Raw genomic sequence first — 16,256 nt, forward strand, 5'->3', positions numbered from 1 at the left:
CCGCAGAGCATAGGAATGCGATCACTCGAGCGTCAATGACTTTTCGAGTGACCGCATACCTATGCATATTCGGGGGCTAGCGCGCCATCTCCTCCTTGAGCGCGGCCACGAAGGTGTCGACGTCCTCCTCCGTGGTGTCGAAGGAGCACATCCAGCGCACCACTCCGGCGGCCTCGTCCCAGAAGTAGAACCGGAAGCGCTTCTGCAGGCGCTCGGAGACGTCGTGCGGGAGCCGGGCGAAGACGCCGTTGGCCTGCACGGGGTAGAGGATCTCCACGCCGTGCACGGCACGCACGCCCTCGGCGAGCCGCTGCGCCATCTCGTTGGCGTGCCGGGCGTTGCGCAGCCACAGGTCCTTCGACAGCAGCGCCTCCAGCTGCACCGAGACGAAGCGCATCTTCGAGGCCAGCTGCATCGACATCTTCCGCAGGTGCTTCATCCGCCGCACCGCGTCCTGGTTGAGGACCACGACCGCCTCGCCGAGGACGGCGCCGTTCTTGGTCCCGCCCAGCGAGAGGATGTCGACGCCGACCGCGCTGGTGAACGTCCGCATGGGCACGTTCAGCGAGGCGGCCGCGTTGGATATCCGGGAGCCGTCCAGGTGCACCCTCATGCCGCGCGCGTGGGCGTGCTCGCAGATCGCGCGGATCTCGTCCGGCGTGTAGAGGGTGCCCAGCTCCGTGCTCTGGGTGATCGAGACGACCTGAGGCATGGCGCGGTGCTCGTCCTCCCAGCCCCAGGCCTGCCGGTCGATCAGCTCGGGGGTGAGCTTGCCGTCGGGCGTGGGGATGGTGAGCAGCTTCAGGCCGCCCATGCGCTCGGGCGCGCCGCCCTCGTCGACGTTGATGTGCGCGCTCTCGGCGCAGATCACCGCGCCCCAGCGGTCGGTGACCGCCTGGAGTGCGACGACGTTCGCGCCCGTGCCGTTGAAGACCGGGAAGGCCTCCGCGCCGGCCCCGAAGTGGCTGCGGATGATCCGCTGGAGGTTCTCGGTGTACTCGTCCTCGCCGTACGCCACCTGGTGGCCGCCGTTGGCCAGGGCCAGGGCGGCCAGCACCTCCGGGTGGGCTCCGGCGTAGTTGTCACTGGCGAAACCGCGGACCTGCGGGTCGTGATGGCGACGCGCGTCGGTCTTGGGAGGGTTCACGGCTTCTCGGTCAGCCACAGGCGGTGTCCGTTCACTTCGGCGGCGGTCTTGCTCCAGACGCCCTCGATGGCCTCGGCGAGGTCCTTGACGTCCGTGAAGCCCGCGAACTTCGCGTTGGGGCGTTCGGCGCGCATCGCGTCGTGCACCAGCGCCTTCACCACCAGGATCGTAGCCGCCGCGTGCGGTCCCGCCTCACCCCCGGCCTTGCGGAACCCGTCGGCCATCGCGAGCGTCCAGGCCTCGGCGGCTGCCTTGGCCGCGGAGTACGCCGCGTTGCCCGCGGTCGGCTTCGAGGCGCCGGCGGCACTGATCAGCACGTAACGGCCGCGGTCGCTGCGCTGCAGAGCGTCGTGGAAGGCCAGGGAGGTGTGCTGCACGGTGCGGATCAGCAGCTTCTCCAGCAGGTCCCAGTCGCCGAGGTCGCTCTCGGCGAAGGTCGCGCTGCCGCGCCAGCCGCCGACCAGGTGGACCAGGCCGTCGACGCGGCCGTGGTCCTTCTCGATGCGCGCGGCCCAGTCACGGGTCGAGCCCAGGTCGAGCAGATCGACCTTCTCGCCGGTGACCGTGGCGCCGCCGCGCGCGTAGCGGGCCGCGTCCACGGCCTCGGCCAGGCGCTCCGGGTTGTTGTCCGAACCGACGACGGTCGCGCCGGCCTCGGCGAGCCGGATCAGCGCGGCGCGTCCCGCGGGTCCGCCCGCACCGGCGACCGCGATCACCGCGCCACTGAGAGCCCCGTTCCCCACCATGATGTTCCCCTCTTCAGCAGTGTTCCGGATGAGGCGGCCGCTCACGCGGCGACCGGCTCGGCGCTGTCCGCCGTGATGCCCTTGGTGGAAGCGATCACATTCTTCAGCTTCTTGGACAGGGCCTCGTAGAACATGCTCAGCGGAAACTCGTCCGGAAGCACGTCGTCCACGAGCTTGCGCGGCGGCTGGGTCAGGTCCAGGGCGTCCGGGCCCTTGGCCCACCGGGAGCCGGGGTGCGGGGCGAGGTAGGCGGAGACCAGCTCGTAGCCGGCGAACCAGTGCACCAGCTTCGGGCGGTCGATGCCGTCCTTGTAGAGCTTCTCGATCTCGGCGCACAGCTCGTTGGTGACCTGCGGGGCGCGTTCCCAGTCGATGGAGAGCTTGTTGTCGGTCCAGCGGACGACGTCGTGCTTGTGCAGGTAGGCGAAGAGCAGCTGGCCGCCGAGGCCGTCGTAGTTGCGGTTGCGGTCGCCGGTGACCGGGAAGCGGAACATCCGGTCGAAGAGCACCGCGTACTGCACGTCACGGGCCTGCGGGACGCCGTCGGCCTGGAGCTTCACGGCCTCCTTGAAGGCGGTGAGGTCGCAGCGCAGCTCCTCCAGGCCGTACATCCAGAACGGCTGACGCTGCTTGATCATGAACGGGTCGAACGGCAGGTCACCGTGGCTGTGGGTGCGGTCGTGGACCATGTCCCAGAGCACGAAGGCCTCTTCGCAGCGCTTCTGGTCGTGGACCATCGCGGCGATGTCCTCGGGCAGCTGAAGGCCCAGGATGTCGACGGCGGCCTCGGTGACCCGGCGGAAGCGGGCGGCCTCGCGGTCGCAGAAGATGCCACCCCAGGAGAAACGTTCCGGCGCCTGACGGACGGCAATGGTCTCCGGGAAGAGGACGGCCGAGTTGGTGTCGTAGCCGGAGGTGAAGTCCTCGAAGGTGATGCCGCAGAACAGCGGGTTGTCGTAGCGGGTGCGCTCCAGCTCGGCCAGCCACTCGGGCCAGACCATGCGCAGCACGACCGCCTCCAGGTTGCGGTCGGGGTTGCCGTTCTGCGTGTACATCGGGAAGACGACCAGGTGCTGCAGACCGTCCGCGCGGTTCGCGGCGGGCTGGAAGGCCAGCAGGGAGTCCAGGAAGTCGGGCACCTGGAAGCCACCCTCGGCCCAGCGGTGCAGGTCCTTCACCAGGGCCTGGTGGTAGGCATCGTCGTGCGGGAGCAGCGGGGACAGCTCCTCGACCGCGTCGACGACACGCCGCACGGCGGCCTCCGCGTCGGTCCTGGCCGGGGCACCCTCGGCCTCGAAGTCGATCGATCCGTCCTTGGACTGCCATGGCCGGATCTGCTCCACGGCATCCTTGAGCACGGGCCAGGCCGGGTGCTCAATCACCCTGGTCGACGAAGGAATCTGCTCCTCCACACCCGCCTGCACAAGAATTTCCGTCATGTCCCATCCTCCACGGGAGAAGCTCGCGTAAGGACACCGTATGCATACCCCGTTTCAGCCAGCAAGAGGGTCCTCGGGAAAATATTCCGTCCGACCCCTTGGTCACCGATGTTTTTCCTGCTGTAAACCGTGACGACGCTCACTTTCGCCGGGGATGGCCCCTGCTCGCGCGTGGACGCCGCGCGGTCAAGAGTGCGGAGACGCGCCCACGGGAGGGTGAGCGCGGGGGCGGATACCGGCCAGCTGACGGCCGCCACGCACCCGGATGCCTCATGCACGTGCGGGTTCATCGCGGGGCCCGGCCGTTAGGCTGCGACTCTGCCCGCGCGGACGACGGCGTCCGCCCGTTCCGCGCGCGCCGAGCCGCCGTCGACGGAACGGAGTCGAACCTTGAACTTCCTTACCATCGGTCACCGCGGGGTCATGGGTGTCGAGCCCGAGAACACCGTTCGTTCCTTCGTCGCCGCGCAGGACGCCGGCCTCGACGTCATCGAACTCGATCTGCATCTGAGCAAGGACGGCGCCCTCGTCGTCATGCACGACGCGGAGGTGGACCGCACGACCGACGGCACCGGGCCGATCGCCGACAAGACGCTCGCCGAGCTGCGCGCCCTGGACGCGGGGCACGGGGAGCGGGTACCGGTGTTCGAGGAGGTCGTGGTCGCGGTGCACACGCCGCTGCAGGCCGAGATCAAGGACGTCGCGGCAGCCCGGGCGCTCGCGGCGGTGATGCACGAGCGCGACCTGGTCGGGCGCGTGGAGGTGTCCTCCTTCCACGACGAGGCGATCGCCGAGATCGCCCGGCTGGTCCCGGGCGTGCGTACCGTGCTGGTCGCCAGTCGCTACGGCACCGACGTGGTGGAGCGGGCGGTGGCCGTGGGCGCGGCGACCGTCTCCCTCAACATCCGCCGGCTCACCCTGGAGGTGGTGGAGCACGCGCGCAAGTCCGGGCTGCGGATCATCGGCTGGGTCGTCAACACCCAGGATCATCTGCGGCTGGTGCGCGCCCTGGAGCTGGACGGCGCCACGACCGACTTTCCGGAGATCAAGCGCACGGGGCGCTTCACCGCGTAGGGGTCACGCGCACATGGTCATGCGAGCTTCTTGACCAGCAGCTCGAACTGCAGGTCGTCGCGCTGCGGGATGCCGAAGCGCTCGTCGCCGTACGGGAAGGGCGACATCTTTCCCGTACGGCGGTAGCCGCGGCGCTCGTACCAGGCGATCAGGTCGTCCCGGACGGAGATCACGGTCATGTGCATCTCGGTGACGCCCCACGTCTCGCGGACCTGCCGCTCGGCCTCCGCCATCACCGTCTTGCCCAGGCCCGCTCCCTGCAGCGTGGGGCTGACCGCGAACATGCCGAAGTAGGCGTGGTCGCCACGGTGTTCGAGCTGGCAGCAGGCGATGATCCGGCCGTCCCGCTCGACGGTCAGCAGCCGGCTGTCGGGCGACTTGATCACCTCCAGCACACCCTCGGGATCCGTCCGCCGGCCCTCCAGGATGTCCGCCTCGGTGGTCCAGCCGGCCCGGCTGGCCTCCCCGCGGTACGCCGACTCGATCAGCGCGACCAGCTCGTCGACATCGGCGTCGGTGGCTGCGCGGAAGGTGGGGCCGGTGGCGGGGGTTTCCATGAAGCGCTCTCCGATCTCGGGCGTGGCTGAGCCAGGGTCGAGGGTAACCCTGCCGCTAGGCTCCGCCTGCATGGTGCACGTACTCAGCAGCCGGACGCTGCTCACCCCCACCGACCCCGAGCGCTCCCGGGCCTTCTACGGCGAGCGGCTGGGGCTGTCCGTCTACCGCGAGTTCGGTACGGGGCCCGAACGCGGGACGGTGTACTTCCTCGGCGGCGGCTTCCTGGAGGTCTCCGGGAGGTCCGAGACACCGCCGTCGCTCGCGATCCGCCTGTGGCTGCAGGTCGACGACGTGACGGCCGCGCACGAGGAGCTGCGGGCCGCGGGAGTGGACATCCTCCGGCCGCCGGTCAAAGAGCCGTGGGGTCTGGTCGAGATGTGGATCGCCGACCCGGACGGCATCCGCATCGCACTGGTGGAGGTCCCGGCGGACCATCCGCTGCGCTACCGGCCGGGCATCTAGGGGCCTCGTCCCTTTCGGCTCCGGTCGGCTCCGGTCGACGCCGCCTCGCGGCGGACGAGCGGGGACCGGACGACGACGGTGCGGGAGAGGCCTGCGCCGGACAGGGCCGCCGCCGCACGGGCCCGACGGCGCACGGGCCCGACGGCGCACGGCCCGACGGCGCACGGCCCGACGGCGCGATCCGGCGACGAGGTCCGGGCGCACCCGGCCTGTCCGTGGGCCCGGCTCCGGCCGCGCGCATGCGGCTGCGGATGCCGAGCGGCTAGGTCCGGGCCTCGGCCTGCCGCTGAGGCGGAGCGAGGAGAGCATGGTCCGCCCTGTCGCACCGCCGCCGGGACCTGCGCGCGGCCCAGTCGATGTCGCCGGCCGCGTCAGCCTCGGCCTGGACGCGCTGGAGGAGCAACTCCCAGGTGCCGTCCGCTGGCCAGCGGCGATGCCGCTCGTGCACCGTCTTCCACGGACCGTAGCGTTCCGGCAGATCGCGCCACTGCACGCCTGTCCGGATCCGGTACAGCACTCCGTTGATTACCTGCCGATGGTCCCGCCATCGGCCACAGCGTCGGCTGCTCACCGGCAGGAGCAGCTCAAGTCGCTTCAACTGGGCGTCAGTCGGATCACCCCTATGTCCCACAGTCCTATCAACGACTCAACTGATCGGCAGGGCACTGCCTAACTCCTGATCCACAGTCAGGGAGCAGAGCCGTCGGAGAAGGCCAGGAGCGAGCGTCGAAGATCGCTGGGTATAGTGCAGGCGCTTTGCCCCGATGACTCCGTCGCCGAGGAGGCCGTCCCATGGACCCCGTCACGCTGATCACCGGTGGCTCGACCGGAATCGGCGCCGCCACCGCCCGCGCCCTGCTCAAGCAGGGCCACCGCGTGGCCGTCACCGGACGCGACGCGGGCAAGCTGGCCGCCTTCGCCACCACCGCGGGGGCGGGCGAGCGGCTGCTGACGATCAGCGGCGACGCCGGCGAAGCGGATGACGTCGCCGCTGCCGTCCGCCATGTGCTGGACACCTGGGGCCAGCTGGACAACGTCATAGCCAACGCTGGTTTCTCCCTGCCCGGCAACCTGGAGACCCACGCCCCTGAGGACATGCGCGCCATGATCCTCACCAACGTCCTGGGCCCCGCCCTGCTGATCCAGGAGACCCTGCCCCACCTGAGGACCTCCAAGGGCCGAATCGTGATCATCGGCTCGGTCGCCGGCGTCCGCCACACCCCCGGCAACCTCTACTCCGTCACCAAGTGGGCCGCCCACGCCCTCGCCGAGAACACCCGCCTCCTGGTCGGCCAGGACGGAGTCGGCGTCACCGTTGTCGCCCCCGGCGTCGTGGACACCCCCTTCTGGCACGCCCGCGGCGGCACCCCCGAGGCAGCCGCCACGATGACCGCCGAGCAGATCGCGGACACGATCGTGTTCGCCGTCAACCAGCCAGCGGGCGTGGACATCAACCACATCACGATGCGGCCGACGGGGCAGGTTGGCTGAGGCAGAAGATCAAGTCGCTCACATTCCGCTGGGAGGGGCAAGGGCCCGGTCAAGCGCCTCAAATATGCCGCTGGCCTCGGCATCGACGACGTAATCCCCGTCCGTGATCTTCTGCACCAGTGCGACGGCGGTTTCGGGTGCCATCACCGCCTCCTTCGAGAAGAAGTGGCAGCTTAGCGACTTACGTGATCGACCGGACAACCCCTAGGCCCGCAGCGCGCCCATGCGGCCTTCCAGGCGACCGAGCAACTCGGCGAGCAGACCGGCGAGTTCGCCCTGCCCCTCGGAGGCCAGAACGGACAGTACGGCGCTCTCGTAGGCGAGTTGCTCCGGGAGGATGCCGTCGACGAGGTCACGGCCGGCGTCGGTGAGGCGGAGGTGGGCGACGCGGCGGTCACGGGTGTCGCCACGCCGCTCGACCAGTCCCCGTTCGGTCAGCTGCTTGAGCCGCTTGGTGACGGCGGCCCCCGAGGAGAAGGTCTCCCGGGCCAGTTCTCCCGGCGTCAGCTCATGGCCGGTACGGCGCAGAGCACCCAGCAGATCGAACTCGGGACGGCTGAGCCCGGCCCGGCGCAACGGCGCGTCCTCCGCCTGCTGGAGCAGCGCGGCACAGCGGTTGATCCGGCCGATGACCTCCATCGGTCCGGTGTCCAGCCCGGGGTGCACGGCCCGCCACTGCCGGACGACGGCGGCGACGGTGTCGTGCCGCGCGGCGGAGTCGGAGTCCGGCCGGGTCTCGGATCCGTCCTCCGGCGGCCCGGGGTCGATGGGATCGGCCCCAGCCGGGCCACCGGTGTCCGGGCCGGGACGGGATTCGCCCTCGGGCGGACCCACATCCCGGCTGCGCGTCGTCGAGCCGACGCGCGCCGTGCCCGGATCGGCCGCGGCCCGGCCGCCGGTGCCCCCGCCTGGCCGCGATCCGCCCTCCTGACCACCCGCAGTGGCCCCGGGTGCCGACGAACCACCGCGCCGCACTCGCGGACCGGCCGCGGGCCGGCCGCCGGTGTCCGGGGCGGCGGGCGGTTCGGGTGGCCGCACGCCAGGGTTGATCGCGGTGCCGGTGCTCGGGGCCGGGGGCGCGGGAGAGTCGCTGTGCCGCGCTCCCGCGCCGGGCGTGGTGTCGCTGCTCTCCGGGCGCAGGCCGCCCTCCGGCGTCTCTCCGTCGGGTCGTGGGCCGACGGGACCGCGGCCGTCCGCCGGTTCCGCGCCGGCAGGCCCGTGGCCGCTCGCGCGGCCCGCGCCGGCCGAGTCGTCCGCCCGCGCGTGTCCGCCGTTCGTCGCCGTCATGGCCGTATGTCCTCCGTCGTCCTGCCCGGCTCCTGGTTCTGGTGCTGCGGCACGAAGCCCAGGGCGCGTACCGTCGCCGCGAGCGTACGGTGTCCGGACTGCTCGGTGAGGACGACCCGCTCCTCGGGCAGGGCGCGCTGCCACCACTCCCCGGACGCGGCGTCGGCCGTGACGCGCAGGTCGACCAGGGCGGCGGCGAGGGTGCGGCGGGCGGCTTCCAGGGCGCGGGGCGCCGGGTGCGGCTCGGCCAGCAGCCGGGCGGCGTTCTCGCGGGCGCGTTCCGCGGCGGTCAGCGCCTGTTCGAGACGGTCCCCCGCGCGCCGGTTGGTGACGGCGACGGCCGCGACGAAGCCGACCAGGGCGCCGACGAGGGTGTCGGCGACCCGCTCGGTGATCAGCTCGGCGGGGTTCTGGGCGCGGGCGACCTCGGTGATGAGCAGCGCCATCGGGGTGACGCAGACGGTGCCGAGCCAGTAGTTGCGGCCGATCAGCGCCTCGGCGCCGAAGTTGAGGGCGACGGTGCACAACACGAGCGCGACCGGATGGAGATGGGTGAGCGGGGCGAGGGCGGCGAAGAGCAGGACACCGAGCAGGTTGCCGACGACACGCTGGATGCCACGGCTCCAGGTGAGAGTGACGTTGGCCTGGTAGAGGGAGGCCGCGGTGACGAGCGCCCAGTACGGGCGGCCCACCCCGAACGCGAGGGAGGCGTAACCGGCGAGGGCGCAGCCGATCGCGGTGCGCGCGGCGATCGGCGCGAGGGCGGTCAGGCGGTGGCGCAACGGCCGTGCCGGCAGGGCGAGTTCGACGTCCACACCGAGGAGTTCGTCGGCCGACTCGGGCGTGGATCCGACGGGCGGTATCCGCCCGGTGCCGCGCAGTTCGCGGGCCCAGGCTCGCAGCCGTGCCGGGTCGGCGTCGGCGGGGGCGGCGAGGGCGACCTCGGCGCGGACCAGGAGCCGTTCGAGGCCCTGGCGGGTGCGGTCGGGGCGGGAGCCGGCGGCGAGCAGCGACTGCCAGGCGGCGTGGATCGCGGCGGCGCTCGCGGCACGCGCCCGGACGTGACCGTCGGCGGTGCCGCGGGTGTCGGCGTACGCGGCGGCCGCGGCCAGGGCCTGGGCGGTGGCGCGGCGCTCCGGGCCGTGCGGGCGGAGCAGTCCGGGCGCCATGCCGACCAGCCAGGCCCAGACACCGGCCGCCAGGGCCAGCCCGACGTGACCCGGCACCTGGCCGAGGGTCTGCGGGACGAACAGTGAGGCGGAGCTGATGAAGGTCAGGACCACGTTCGCGGGCGGCCCGAGCCGGGTGGCGTCGCTCAGGGTCTTCTGGACGGCCGCCATGACGGCGCCGACGGTGACCAGGAGGACGGCGTCGCCGGTGAGCGACGCGGCGAGCAGGGACAGGGCGAGTCCCGCGACCATGCCGAGCACCACCCAGGCCAGGACGCGGGCGCGGGCGACGTAGGGCCGGCTGTGGCCGTACAGCGCGCACAGCGACCCCGCCATCGTGTACATCGCCAGGTCGAGGCGGCCGAGCGACAGCAGGATCAGGTTGGGCGGGGCGACCGCGGCGACCACGCTCAGCGCGGGCTTGAACCAGATGTCGGAGGGCCGCCCGAGGCGGAGCACTCCGGCAAGGGGAAGTCGGTGGGGGATCGCACTGCTCATACCACCAATTTAGCATGTGTTTTACTTGTAAATTTTCTCCAGGCTCACTCCACCCGAGGGCGCGTTCACGTGCCGTGCTCCACCGAATGCTCCCCGTGTACACCCTTGCGCTCGCGTGCGCTCCGCATGACGCGGGCATCGCATCCTTCGACCGACCGTCGAACGGGGAGGTACGCGTGCACGGACCGGTGTCGGCGGCGTGGCTGCTGGTCGCCCTGTGCGCGGCGACCGGGGCCTATTGCCTGCTGCGGATGCGCAGCGCCGTTGAGGAGCAGCGCCGGGCCGCGGGCGGCGAGGCACTGATGGGCTTCGGCATGGCCGTGATGGCCGTACCGGCGGCGGTGTTCACGCCGCCGCAGTGGGCGTGGCCGGTGTACGCGGCCGTGTTCGGCGCGGCGGCGCTGCGCGCGCTGTGGGCCGCACGCGTCACCCCCAACCACCTCCACCATCTGGTGGGCACGTCCGCGATGGTCTACATGGCGGTGGCGATGGCCGCGACCCCGCCCGGCGCGCACCATGAGCACGGCGGCGCCGGGCTGCCGTTGCTGACCGGTGCGCTGCTGCTGTACTTCGCGGGCTACGTGCTGCGCGCCGGCGCCCGTCTGCTGCCGGCCGCCGTCGCGGCGTCCGGAGCCGGGGCCGGGGCTGGGGCCGGGGTCGCCGCCGGCTCGGTCCGTTGGGGCGACCGGCCGGAGCTGGCGCGGGCCTGCCGGCTGTCGATGGGGATCGGCATGCTCGCCATGCTGCTGACCATGTGAGCAGGACCCAGGCGGGTGCGTTGTCTGCGTCACTTCGGTGACGCGGGCCGTACCCCTGAGCACCCTGGCGCTCATAGGGTGCTGCTCATGATGGTCCCCGTGACCCTGCTGCTGCTCGGCGCCCTGACCTCCGTGGTCGCCCCGCGGCTGCTCGCCCGGGCCGAGTGGCCGGACCGCGAACCTGTCGTCGCCCTCTGGGTGTGGCAGTGCGTCGTGACGGCCGTCCTGCTGTGCTGCGCCCTGTCGATGACGCTCAGCGCGTCGGCGGCCTGGCTGGCGGTGCGCGGGCATGTGTTCGCGCAGGCCCCGCGCGCGGTCGTGGACGCGTACGCCCTCGGCACGGCCGGCCCCTGGGCGGCGCCGACCGCCGTTCTGCTCGCCTCCGGCGGCCTGTGGAGCCTGGCGATGCTGGTGCGCGAAGTCGTCCGGGCCCGCGCCCGGCGTCGTGCGCGACGGGGTGAACTCGCGGTGAGCGCCCCGCTGTTGCCGGGAGAAAGGCCCACAAGCGGGCGGCTGGTGGTGCTGGAGGCCGAGCGTCCGGACGCCTGGTGGCTGCCCGGTGCCGCGCCCCTGCTGGTCATCACGACGGCTGCACTGCGCCGCCTGAAAGGGCGTCAACTGGACGCGCTCCTCGCCCATGAGCAGGGCCACGCACAGGCCCGGCACGACTGGCTGCTGCACTGCTCGGCGGCGCTCGCGACCGGGTTCCCGCAGGTACCGGTGTTCGCCGCGTTCCGCGACGAGATGCACCGGCTGGTCGAACTGGCTGCCGACGACATGGCTTCCCGCCGCTTCGGCCGCCTGACGACCGCGCTCGCCCTGGTCGAACTCAATGAGGAGCGGGGCGTGTTCGGCCCCTGCCCCACCCCGCAGGCCCATGTGCCACAGCGCGTGCACCGGCTGCTGACTCCCCCGGACCGGCTCCCCGCGCTGCGCCGCCTGCGCCTGACGGCGGTGGCGGCGCTGGTGCCGGTGATCCCCCTGCTGGTGGCCCTGGTTCCGGGCCTGCGGGCGCTCGGCTGACCATCGACGGCCGCCGGGTGACGGCCCACGGGACGCCGCACGGCTCGGCCGGATGCGCCTCCCGGCCGACCGACCGCACGGACCACGGCATGCACCGCAGCACCGCCGCGCCCCGAGCCCGCCCGGCACCCGCTGCTCACCGCGGACGGCGCCCACTCCCACACCCCGTGGCGCTACGGCGCCTCAGGGCCGGCGTGGTGGCCGGCGGTCACGGTGGCCCTGGCGGCCGTCGTGCGGCAGGCGGTGAAGAGCGCCGGCGGCCGGCCCCGCCGGTTCCGGCCGGCCCCCGTCGACTCCGGCCACCACGCCGCCTTCCTGTCCGGGCGCCCCGCGCCGGCTCCCCTGGTCGCCCCACCGGGCGTGGCCCGCACCGAAGTGGTACGGCAGCCACGGCGGCAGGGCGCAGACGAACGGCGGGCGGCCCCTTCACGCCGCCACCGCGTGGCGCCGACCTCGATAGGGTCGGCCGCATGACTGCCGTGCTGTTCGACTTCTCCGGGACGCTCTTCCGCGTCGAGTCCACCGAATCCTGGCTGCGTGCGGTGCTGGCCGAGACGGGGCACGCCCTGCCCGAACCGGAACTGAAGGCGGCCGCAAGGGCCTTGGAGGAGGCGGGAGCACTGGCGGGCGGTGCGCAGCCGGTGGAGCTGCCGGCGGACCTGGCCGGGGCGTGGGCGGTGCGGGACGAGAGCGCGGAGTTGCACCGGGCGGCCTACACGGGCCTGTCCCGGCGCGTGCCGCTGCCCGACCCGGGGCTGCACGACGCGCTGTACGAACGGCACATGACGCCGGTCGCCTGGGCCCCGTACCCGGACGCCGCCGAGGTGCTGCGCACGCTGCGCGAGCGCGGGATCGGGGTGGGCGTGGTCAGCAACATCGGCTGGGATCTGCGCCCGGTGTTCCGCGAGCACGGACTCGACCGGTATGTGGACGCGTACGTCCTGTCGTACGAGCACGGCGTGCAGAAGCCGGACCCGAGGCTGTTCTCGGTCGCCTGCGCGGCGCTGGGCGCCGATCCGCGGGAGGTGGTGATGGTGGGCGACAGCAAGGAGGCGGACGGTGGCGCGGCCGCGCTGGGTTGCCGGGTGCACTTCGTCGACCACCTGCCGGTGACGGACCGGCCCGACGCGCTGCTGCCGGTGCTGGATCTGGTGGGCTGACCCCTTGTCGGCAGCCCGTCGGCGGCCGGGCCGCGAACCGGCCGGCCCGCGCCGACAGCGCCGCGAGCACGCCACCGACGAGGGCGCACAGCACCCGGAAGACGCCGCCGAGAAGTGCGGACAGCGGCGGACGGCACCGGGAACACGCCGTCGAGAACGCGGACAGGACCGCTGAGAAAGGTTCGCCGCCCGCGCCGTCCGCCTGAGACGATCCCCCGCGTCGCCCCAGGCGGGCGGCAGCCCTGGGCTGGGCAACCCGCGCAGAGCGGTGCCCGTCGCGTTGAGTATAGTTGGCTGGCAGCCAGTCAACGCAGGAGTTACAGGATGTCCCCGCGCAGCGCCTCGGTCAATGAAGAGTTGCGGCGGCGTTCCCGGGAGCGGTTGCTGCAGGCCGCGGTGGAACTGGTCGACGAGCGCGGGTTCGAGGCCGCCACCCTGGGCGACATCGCGGACCGGGCCGGATCGGCGCGCGGACTGGTGTCGTACTACTTCCCCGGCAAGCGCCAGTTGGTGCAGTCCGCCGTGCACCGGCTGATGCACCGCACGCTGGAGGAGGCACTGGAGCGCGAACCGCCCACCGAGGACGGCCGGGAGCGGCTGGCCCGGGCCATCGACGCGATCCTGGGCCTGGCGCGCGACCGGCCGGTGCTGATGCGGCAGCACATGGCGGGGCTGCTGCAGGCGGAGGGCTTCGTGCAGTGCCCGGAACAGCGCCGGCTGTCGGAACTGCTCGGCGACACCGTGGCCCGGTACGGCTCGGAGAACGTCATTGCCGACTATCCGATGCTGCGGGCCCTGCTGATGGGTGCGGTGTACGCGGCGCTGGTGCCGGGGGTGCCGATGGCCGTTCCGGCGCTGCGGGCGGAGCTGTTCCAGCGGTACGGACTCGACTGGGAGTCGGGCGTGCCGCCGGAGACCGAGACGGGCAAGGAGGCGCGGGAGCAGGATCTGTCGCGGTTCTTCGCCACCGACGAGCGCCTGAGCAGTCCCTGAGATGTGCGCGGGCTGCCGGGCAACCGGCCTCAGTCGCGGCGTGCGTGACGGGGTGCCAGGAAACCGGCGTCCCGCGCCTGGGCGATCAGTCTGAGGGAGCGGCGCCGGCTGTGTCCGGTCGCGCTCATCACGGCGAGCACCGGGTCGGCGCCGGCCTCCTGTGCGGCGCGGTACTCCCGCGCGACGAGCCGGCGCCCCTCGATGCCGCGCGGCCAGACCGGACGGGCGCGCCGCGGTCCCGAACCGAGCACTCCTTCCACGCCGTCCTGCACTTCCCGTTCCCCGTCCCGCGCCTCCCGTACGCCTTCCTGGACCCACTCCCCGCCCCGCTCCTCCCGTACGCCTTCCTGGGCCCACTCCCCGTCCCCCTCCTCCCGTAGGCCTTCCTGGGGCCACTCCCCTTCCGGCGCTTGCTGTACGTCCTCCGGGACCTCCCGTGGCCCGTCCCGGCCCTCCCCTCCCTCACCCCCTCCTTCGTCACCTCCCTCTTCCTCGCGCTCTGCGTCGCCTTCCGGTTCCCGCCGCGCCTGCGGCTGCTGTGCGGCGTCGCCCCGGGCCGGCCGCTCCACCCCGCACGACGAGAAGAGCGGGCCCTCGATCCAGTCCGCGAGGACCGTCAGATCGGCGAGGGAGAGGGCCGGCTGGGCCCGGACGTCCTCGATGGAGACGCAACCCCGGTGCACGACGGCCAGCGCGTCGACGCAGGCGCCGTCGGGAAAGGCCAACCGGACATGGAACCAGGACGTGGCGTCCCCGGGCTCCCGCACCTCCCACGCGGGCCACACGGACACCGCGCCGTCCTCCGCGTCCCGATCCGAGAGATCGAGAAAGGATGCTTCTGGCACACACGCAACGTAACCGTGTGATCGCACACCGCGCGAACGGACACGCCTCGCGGGTCACCCCGCCGGCCCCTGCCGCCGCGAGCCCGGGGGTGCCATGCTGGAGAACACCACCTCCTTCACCGGGGAGCATCGCTGTGCTGCGTGTCGCCGTCGTCGGTTCGGGGCCGAGCGGGTGTTACACCGCCCAGAGCCTGGTTCAGCTGGATCCCGAGGTGTGCGTGGACGTCCTGGACCGGCTGCCGTGCCCGTACGGCCTGGTCCGTTATGGCGTCGCTCCCGACCACGAGAAGATCAAGTCACTGCAGGGCAGCCTCCGCGGGGTGCTGGAGCACGAGCGGGTGCGGTTCCTCGGCGGGGTGCGGGTGGGCGGCCCCGGCGGGCTGCCGGCGGGGCGGCTGCGGGAGCTGTACCACGCGGTGGTGTACTGCGTCGGCGCCGCCACGGACCGCCGGCTCGGGATTCCCGGAGAGGAGCTGCTGGGCAGCTGGTCGGCGACCGACTTCGTGGCCTGGTACAGCGCGCATCCGGACGCGGTCGACGCGGGCTTTCTGCGCGGAGTGCGGTCGGCCGTCGTGATCGGCGTGGGCAATGTCGCGGTGGACGTCACCCGCATGCTGGCCCGGGGTGCCGCGGAACTGCGCGCGACCGACATTCCGCAGGCGGCGCTGGAGGCGCTGTCGGCCAGCGGGATCAGCGAGGTGCACATGGTGGGCCGGCGCGGCCCCGCCCAGGCCCGCTTCACCACCAAGGAACTGCGCGAGCTGGGCGGACTGCCCGGCACCGGAATCGGCGTCGACCCGGCCGACCTGGCGCTCGACCCGGCCGATCCCGCCGCGCTGCCTGCCGTGCACCGCCGCAATGTGGAGGTACTGCGCGGCTGGGCCGCCGGGCCCGCGGCCGCTGCGCCTCGGCGGATCCACCTGCGGTTCTTCCTGCGTCCCGTGGAACTGCTCGCGCACGAAGGCCGGGTGGGCGCCGTCCGCTTCGAGCGGACGGCGCCGGACGGGCACGGCGGGGTGACGGGCACCGGCCGGTTCGAGGACGTGCCCGCCCAGCTGGTGCTCCGTTCGGTGGGCTATCGCGGTATTCCGCTGGACGGCCTGCCGTTCGACGCGGCGAGCGGCACGGTGCCGAACACGGCGGGACGCGTCGTACGCGACGGTGCCCCGTCCCCCGGCGAGTACGTCGCCGGATGGATCAAGCGCGGTCCGACGGGTGTCATCGGCACCAACCGGCCCTGCGCCAAGGAGACGGTCGTCTCCCTGCTCGCGGACGCCCCCGGGCTGCAGCGCCGTCAGGTGCCCGAGGACCCGGTGTCCGCGCTGCGCGCGGCCGGGATCGAGCCCGTGCCCTGGACGGGATGGCTGGCGATCGAGCGGGCCGAGGCCGCACTGGGCGCGCGGCTCGGGCGGAGTGTGGTCAAGCTGGCCGACTGGGACGCGCTGCTCACGGCGGCCCGGTCGGCGTGAGCGTGGTGGCCGGGGGTTCCCCGCCGGCCGGGCGGGCAGGACACACAGCGGCAACAGACCGGAAATCAACAAACTGTTCAACACGCTTACGGTCTCGTGCTGTTCGGATGTCCCTTCCCCTCGGCACCGCTGGAGTC

The 16,256-nt window shown here is 72.6% G+C and carries 15 protein-coding genes and 3 pseudogenes; 8 read left to right on the top strand and 10 right to left on the bottom strand.

The genetic code is table 11. The features are described from left to right. Positions 1–76: 76 nt before the first annotated feature. The 3 genes from ABZ919_RS14930 to ABZ919_RS14940 are packed head-to-tail and all read right to left on the bottom strand — an operon-like array spanning position 77 to position 3,332. Positions 77–1,147, bottom strand: coding sequence for a low specificity L-threonine aldolase (locus ABZ919_RS14930; RefSeq protein WP_361247410.1), 1,071 nt, complete (start codon positions 1,145–1,147; stop codon positions 77–79). Further along, positions 1,144–1,890, bottom strand: coding sequence for an SDR family oxidoreductase (locus ABZ919_RS14935; RefSeq protein WP_361247617.1), 747 nt, complete (start codon positions 1,888–1,890; stop codon positions 1,144–1,146). Before ABZ919_RS14935 ends, ABZ919_RS14930 begins: the two co-directional genes overlap by 4 nt. Before the next feature lie 44 nt (positions 1,891–1,934). Continuing rightward, positions 1,935–3,332, bottom strand: a complete 1,398-nt coding sequence (locus tag ABZ919_RS14940) for a DUF6421 family protein (protein WP_361247413.1) — start codon at positions 3,330–3,332, stop codon at positions 1,935–1,937. A gap of 390 nt (positions 3,333–3,722) precedes the next feature. On the opposite strand from ABZ919_RS14940, the gene ABZ919_RS14945 reads away from it, so the two are divergent. Beyond that, the gene (locus tag ABZ919_RS14945) at positions 3,723–4,406 is read left to right on the top strand and encodes a glycerophosphodiester phosphodiesterase family protein (RefSeq protein ID WP_361247416.1); all 684 of its coding nucleotides are present in this window, start codon (positions 3,723–3,725) and stop codon (positions 4,404–4,406) included. Positions 4,407–4,423: 17 nt separating this feature from the next. Here the strand turns inward: ABZ919_RS14945 and ABZ919_RS14950 are convergent, their stop codons facing one another. Continuing rightward, on the bottom strand, positions 4,424–4,963 hold the full coding sequence (locus ABZ919_RS14950; RefSeq protein WP_361247419.1) for a GNAT family N-acetyltransferase: 540 nt from the start codon (positions 4,961–4,963) through the stop codon (positions 4,424–4,426). Between the two features lie 70 nt (positions 4,964–5,033). Between ABZ919_RS14950 and ABZ919_RS14955 the strand changes: the two genes are divergently transcribed. Then, positions 5,034–5,426, top strand: a complete 393-nt coding sequence (locus ABZ919_RS14955; protein WP_361247422.1) for a VOC family protein — start codon at positions 5,034–5,036, stop codon at positions 5,424–5,426. 349 nt (positions 5,427–5,775) lie between these two features. Here ABZ919_RS14955 and ABZ919_RS14960 read toward each other — a convergent pair. Continuing rightward, a pseudogene (locus ABZ919_RS14960) lies at positions 5,776–6,057 on the bottom strand (transposase); the annotation flags it as partial. Between the two features lie 161 nt (positions 6,058–6,218). Between ABZ919_RS14960 and ABZ919_RS14965 the strand changes: the two are divergent. Then, positions 6,219–6,917 (top strand): SDR family oxidoreductase, encoded by a 699-nt coding sequence (locus ABZ919_RS14965; protein WP_361247425.1) that lies wholly within the window; start codon positions 6,219–6,221, stop codon positions 6,915–6,917. 18 nt (positions 6,918–6,935) lie between these two features. On the opposite strand, the gene ABZ919_RS14970 is transcribed toward ABZ919_RS14965, so the two are convergent. The 3 genes from ABZ919_RS14970 to ABZ919_RS14980 form a co-directional block, all read right to left on the bottom strand. Then, positions 6,936–7,061, bottom strand: coding sequence for a hypothetical protein (locus ABZ919_RS14970; protein WP_361247428.1), 126 nt, complete (start codon positions 7,059–7,061; stop codon positions 6,936–6,938). 60 nt (positions 7,062–7,121) lie between these two features. Beyond that, on the bottom strand, positions 7,122–7,685 hold the full coding sequence (locus ABZ919_RS14975) for a MarR family transcriptional regulator (protein ID WP_361247619.1): 564 nt from the start codon (positions 7,683–7,685) through the stop codon (positions 7,122–7,124). Between the two features lie 515 nt (positions 7,686–8,200). After that, positions 8,201–9,871 (bottom strand): FUSC family protein, encoded by a 1,671-nt coding sequence (locus tag ABZ919_RS14980; protein ID WP_361247430.1) that lies wholly within the window; start codon positions 9,869–9,871, stop codon positions 8,201–8,203. A gap of 176 nt (positions 9,872–10,047) precedes the next feature. Here ABZ919_RS14980 and ABZ919_RS14985 point away from each other — a divergent pair, with 176 nt between their 5' ends. The 4 genes from ABZ919_RS14985 to ABZ919_RS15000 all read left to right on the top strand — a co-directional run bounded on the left by ABZ919_RS14985 (position 10,048) and on the right by ABZ919_RS15000 (position 13,805). After that, on the top strand, positions 10,048–10,629 hold the full coding sequence (locus tag ABZ919_RS14985; RefSeq protein ID WP_361247432.1) for a DUF5134 domain-containing protein: 582 nt from the start codon (positions 10,048–10,050) through the stop codon (positions 10,627–10,629). Between the two features lie 87 nt (positions 10,630–10,716). Beyond that, positions 10,717–11,652, top strand: coding sequence for a M56 family metallopeptidase (locus tag ABZ919_RS14990; protein ID WP_361247434.1), 936 nt, complete (start codon positions 10,717–10,719; stop codon positions 11,650–11,652). Positions 11,653–12,122: 470 nt separating this feature from the next. Next, positions 12,123–12,812, top strand: coding sequence for an HAD-IA family hydrolase (locus ABZ919_RS14995; RefSeq protein ID WP_361247436.1), 690 nt, complete (start codon positions 12,123–12,125; stop codon positions 12,810–12,812). 324 nt (positions 12,813–13,136) lie between these two features. Further along, the gene (locus ABZ919_RS15000; RefSeq protein WP_361247438.1) at positions 13,137–13,805 is read left to right on the top strand and encodes a helix-turn-helix domain-containing protein; all 669 of its coding nucleotides are present in this window, start codon (positions 13,137–13,139) and stop codon (positions 13,803–13,805) included. Positions 13,806–13,834: 29 nt separating this feature from the next. On the opposite strand, the pseudogene ABZ919_RS15005 reads toward ABZ919_RS15000, so the two are convergent. Continuing rightward, positions 13,835–14,047: pseudogene (locus ABZ919_RS15005) on the bottom strand (DUF6214 family protein); the annotation flags it as partial. A 276-nt stretch (positions 14,048–14,323) separates the two neighbouring features. After that, a pseudogene (locus tag ABZ919_RS15010) lies at positions 14,324–14,596 on the bottom strand (DUF6214 family protein); the annotation flags it as partial. A gap of 188 nt (positions 14,597–14,784) precedes the next feature. Between ABZ919_RS15010 and ABZ919_RS15015 the strand changes: the two are divergent. After that, positions 14,785–16,119: an FAD-dependent oxidoreductase gene (locus ABZ919_RS15015; protein ID WP_361247440.1), complete on the top strand. Its 1,335-nt coding sequence runs from the start codon at positions 14,785–14,787 to the stop codon at positions 16,117–16,119. Positions 16,120–16,256 lie beyond the last annotated feature (137 nt).

It is taken from the genome of Streptomyces sp. NPDC046759 (genome assembly GCF_040645475.1).
Classification (GTDB): domain Bacteria; phylum Actinomycetota; class Actinomycetes; order Streptomycetales; family Streptomycetaceae; genus Streptomyces.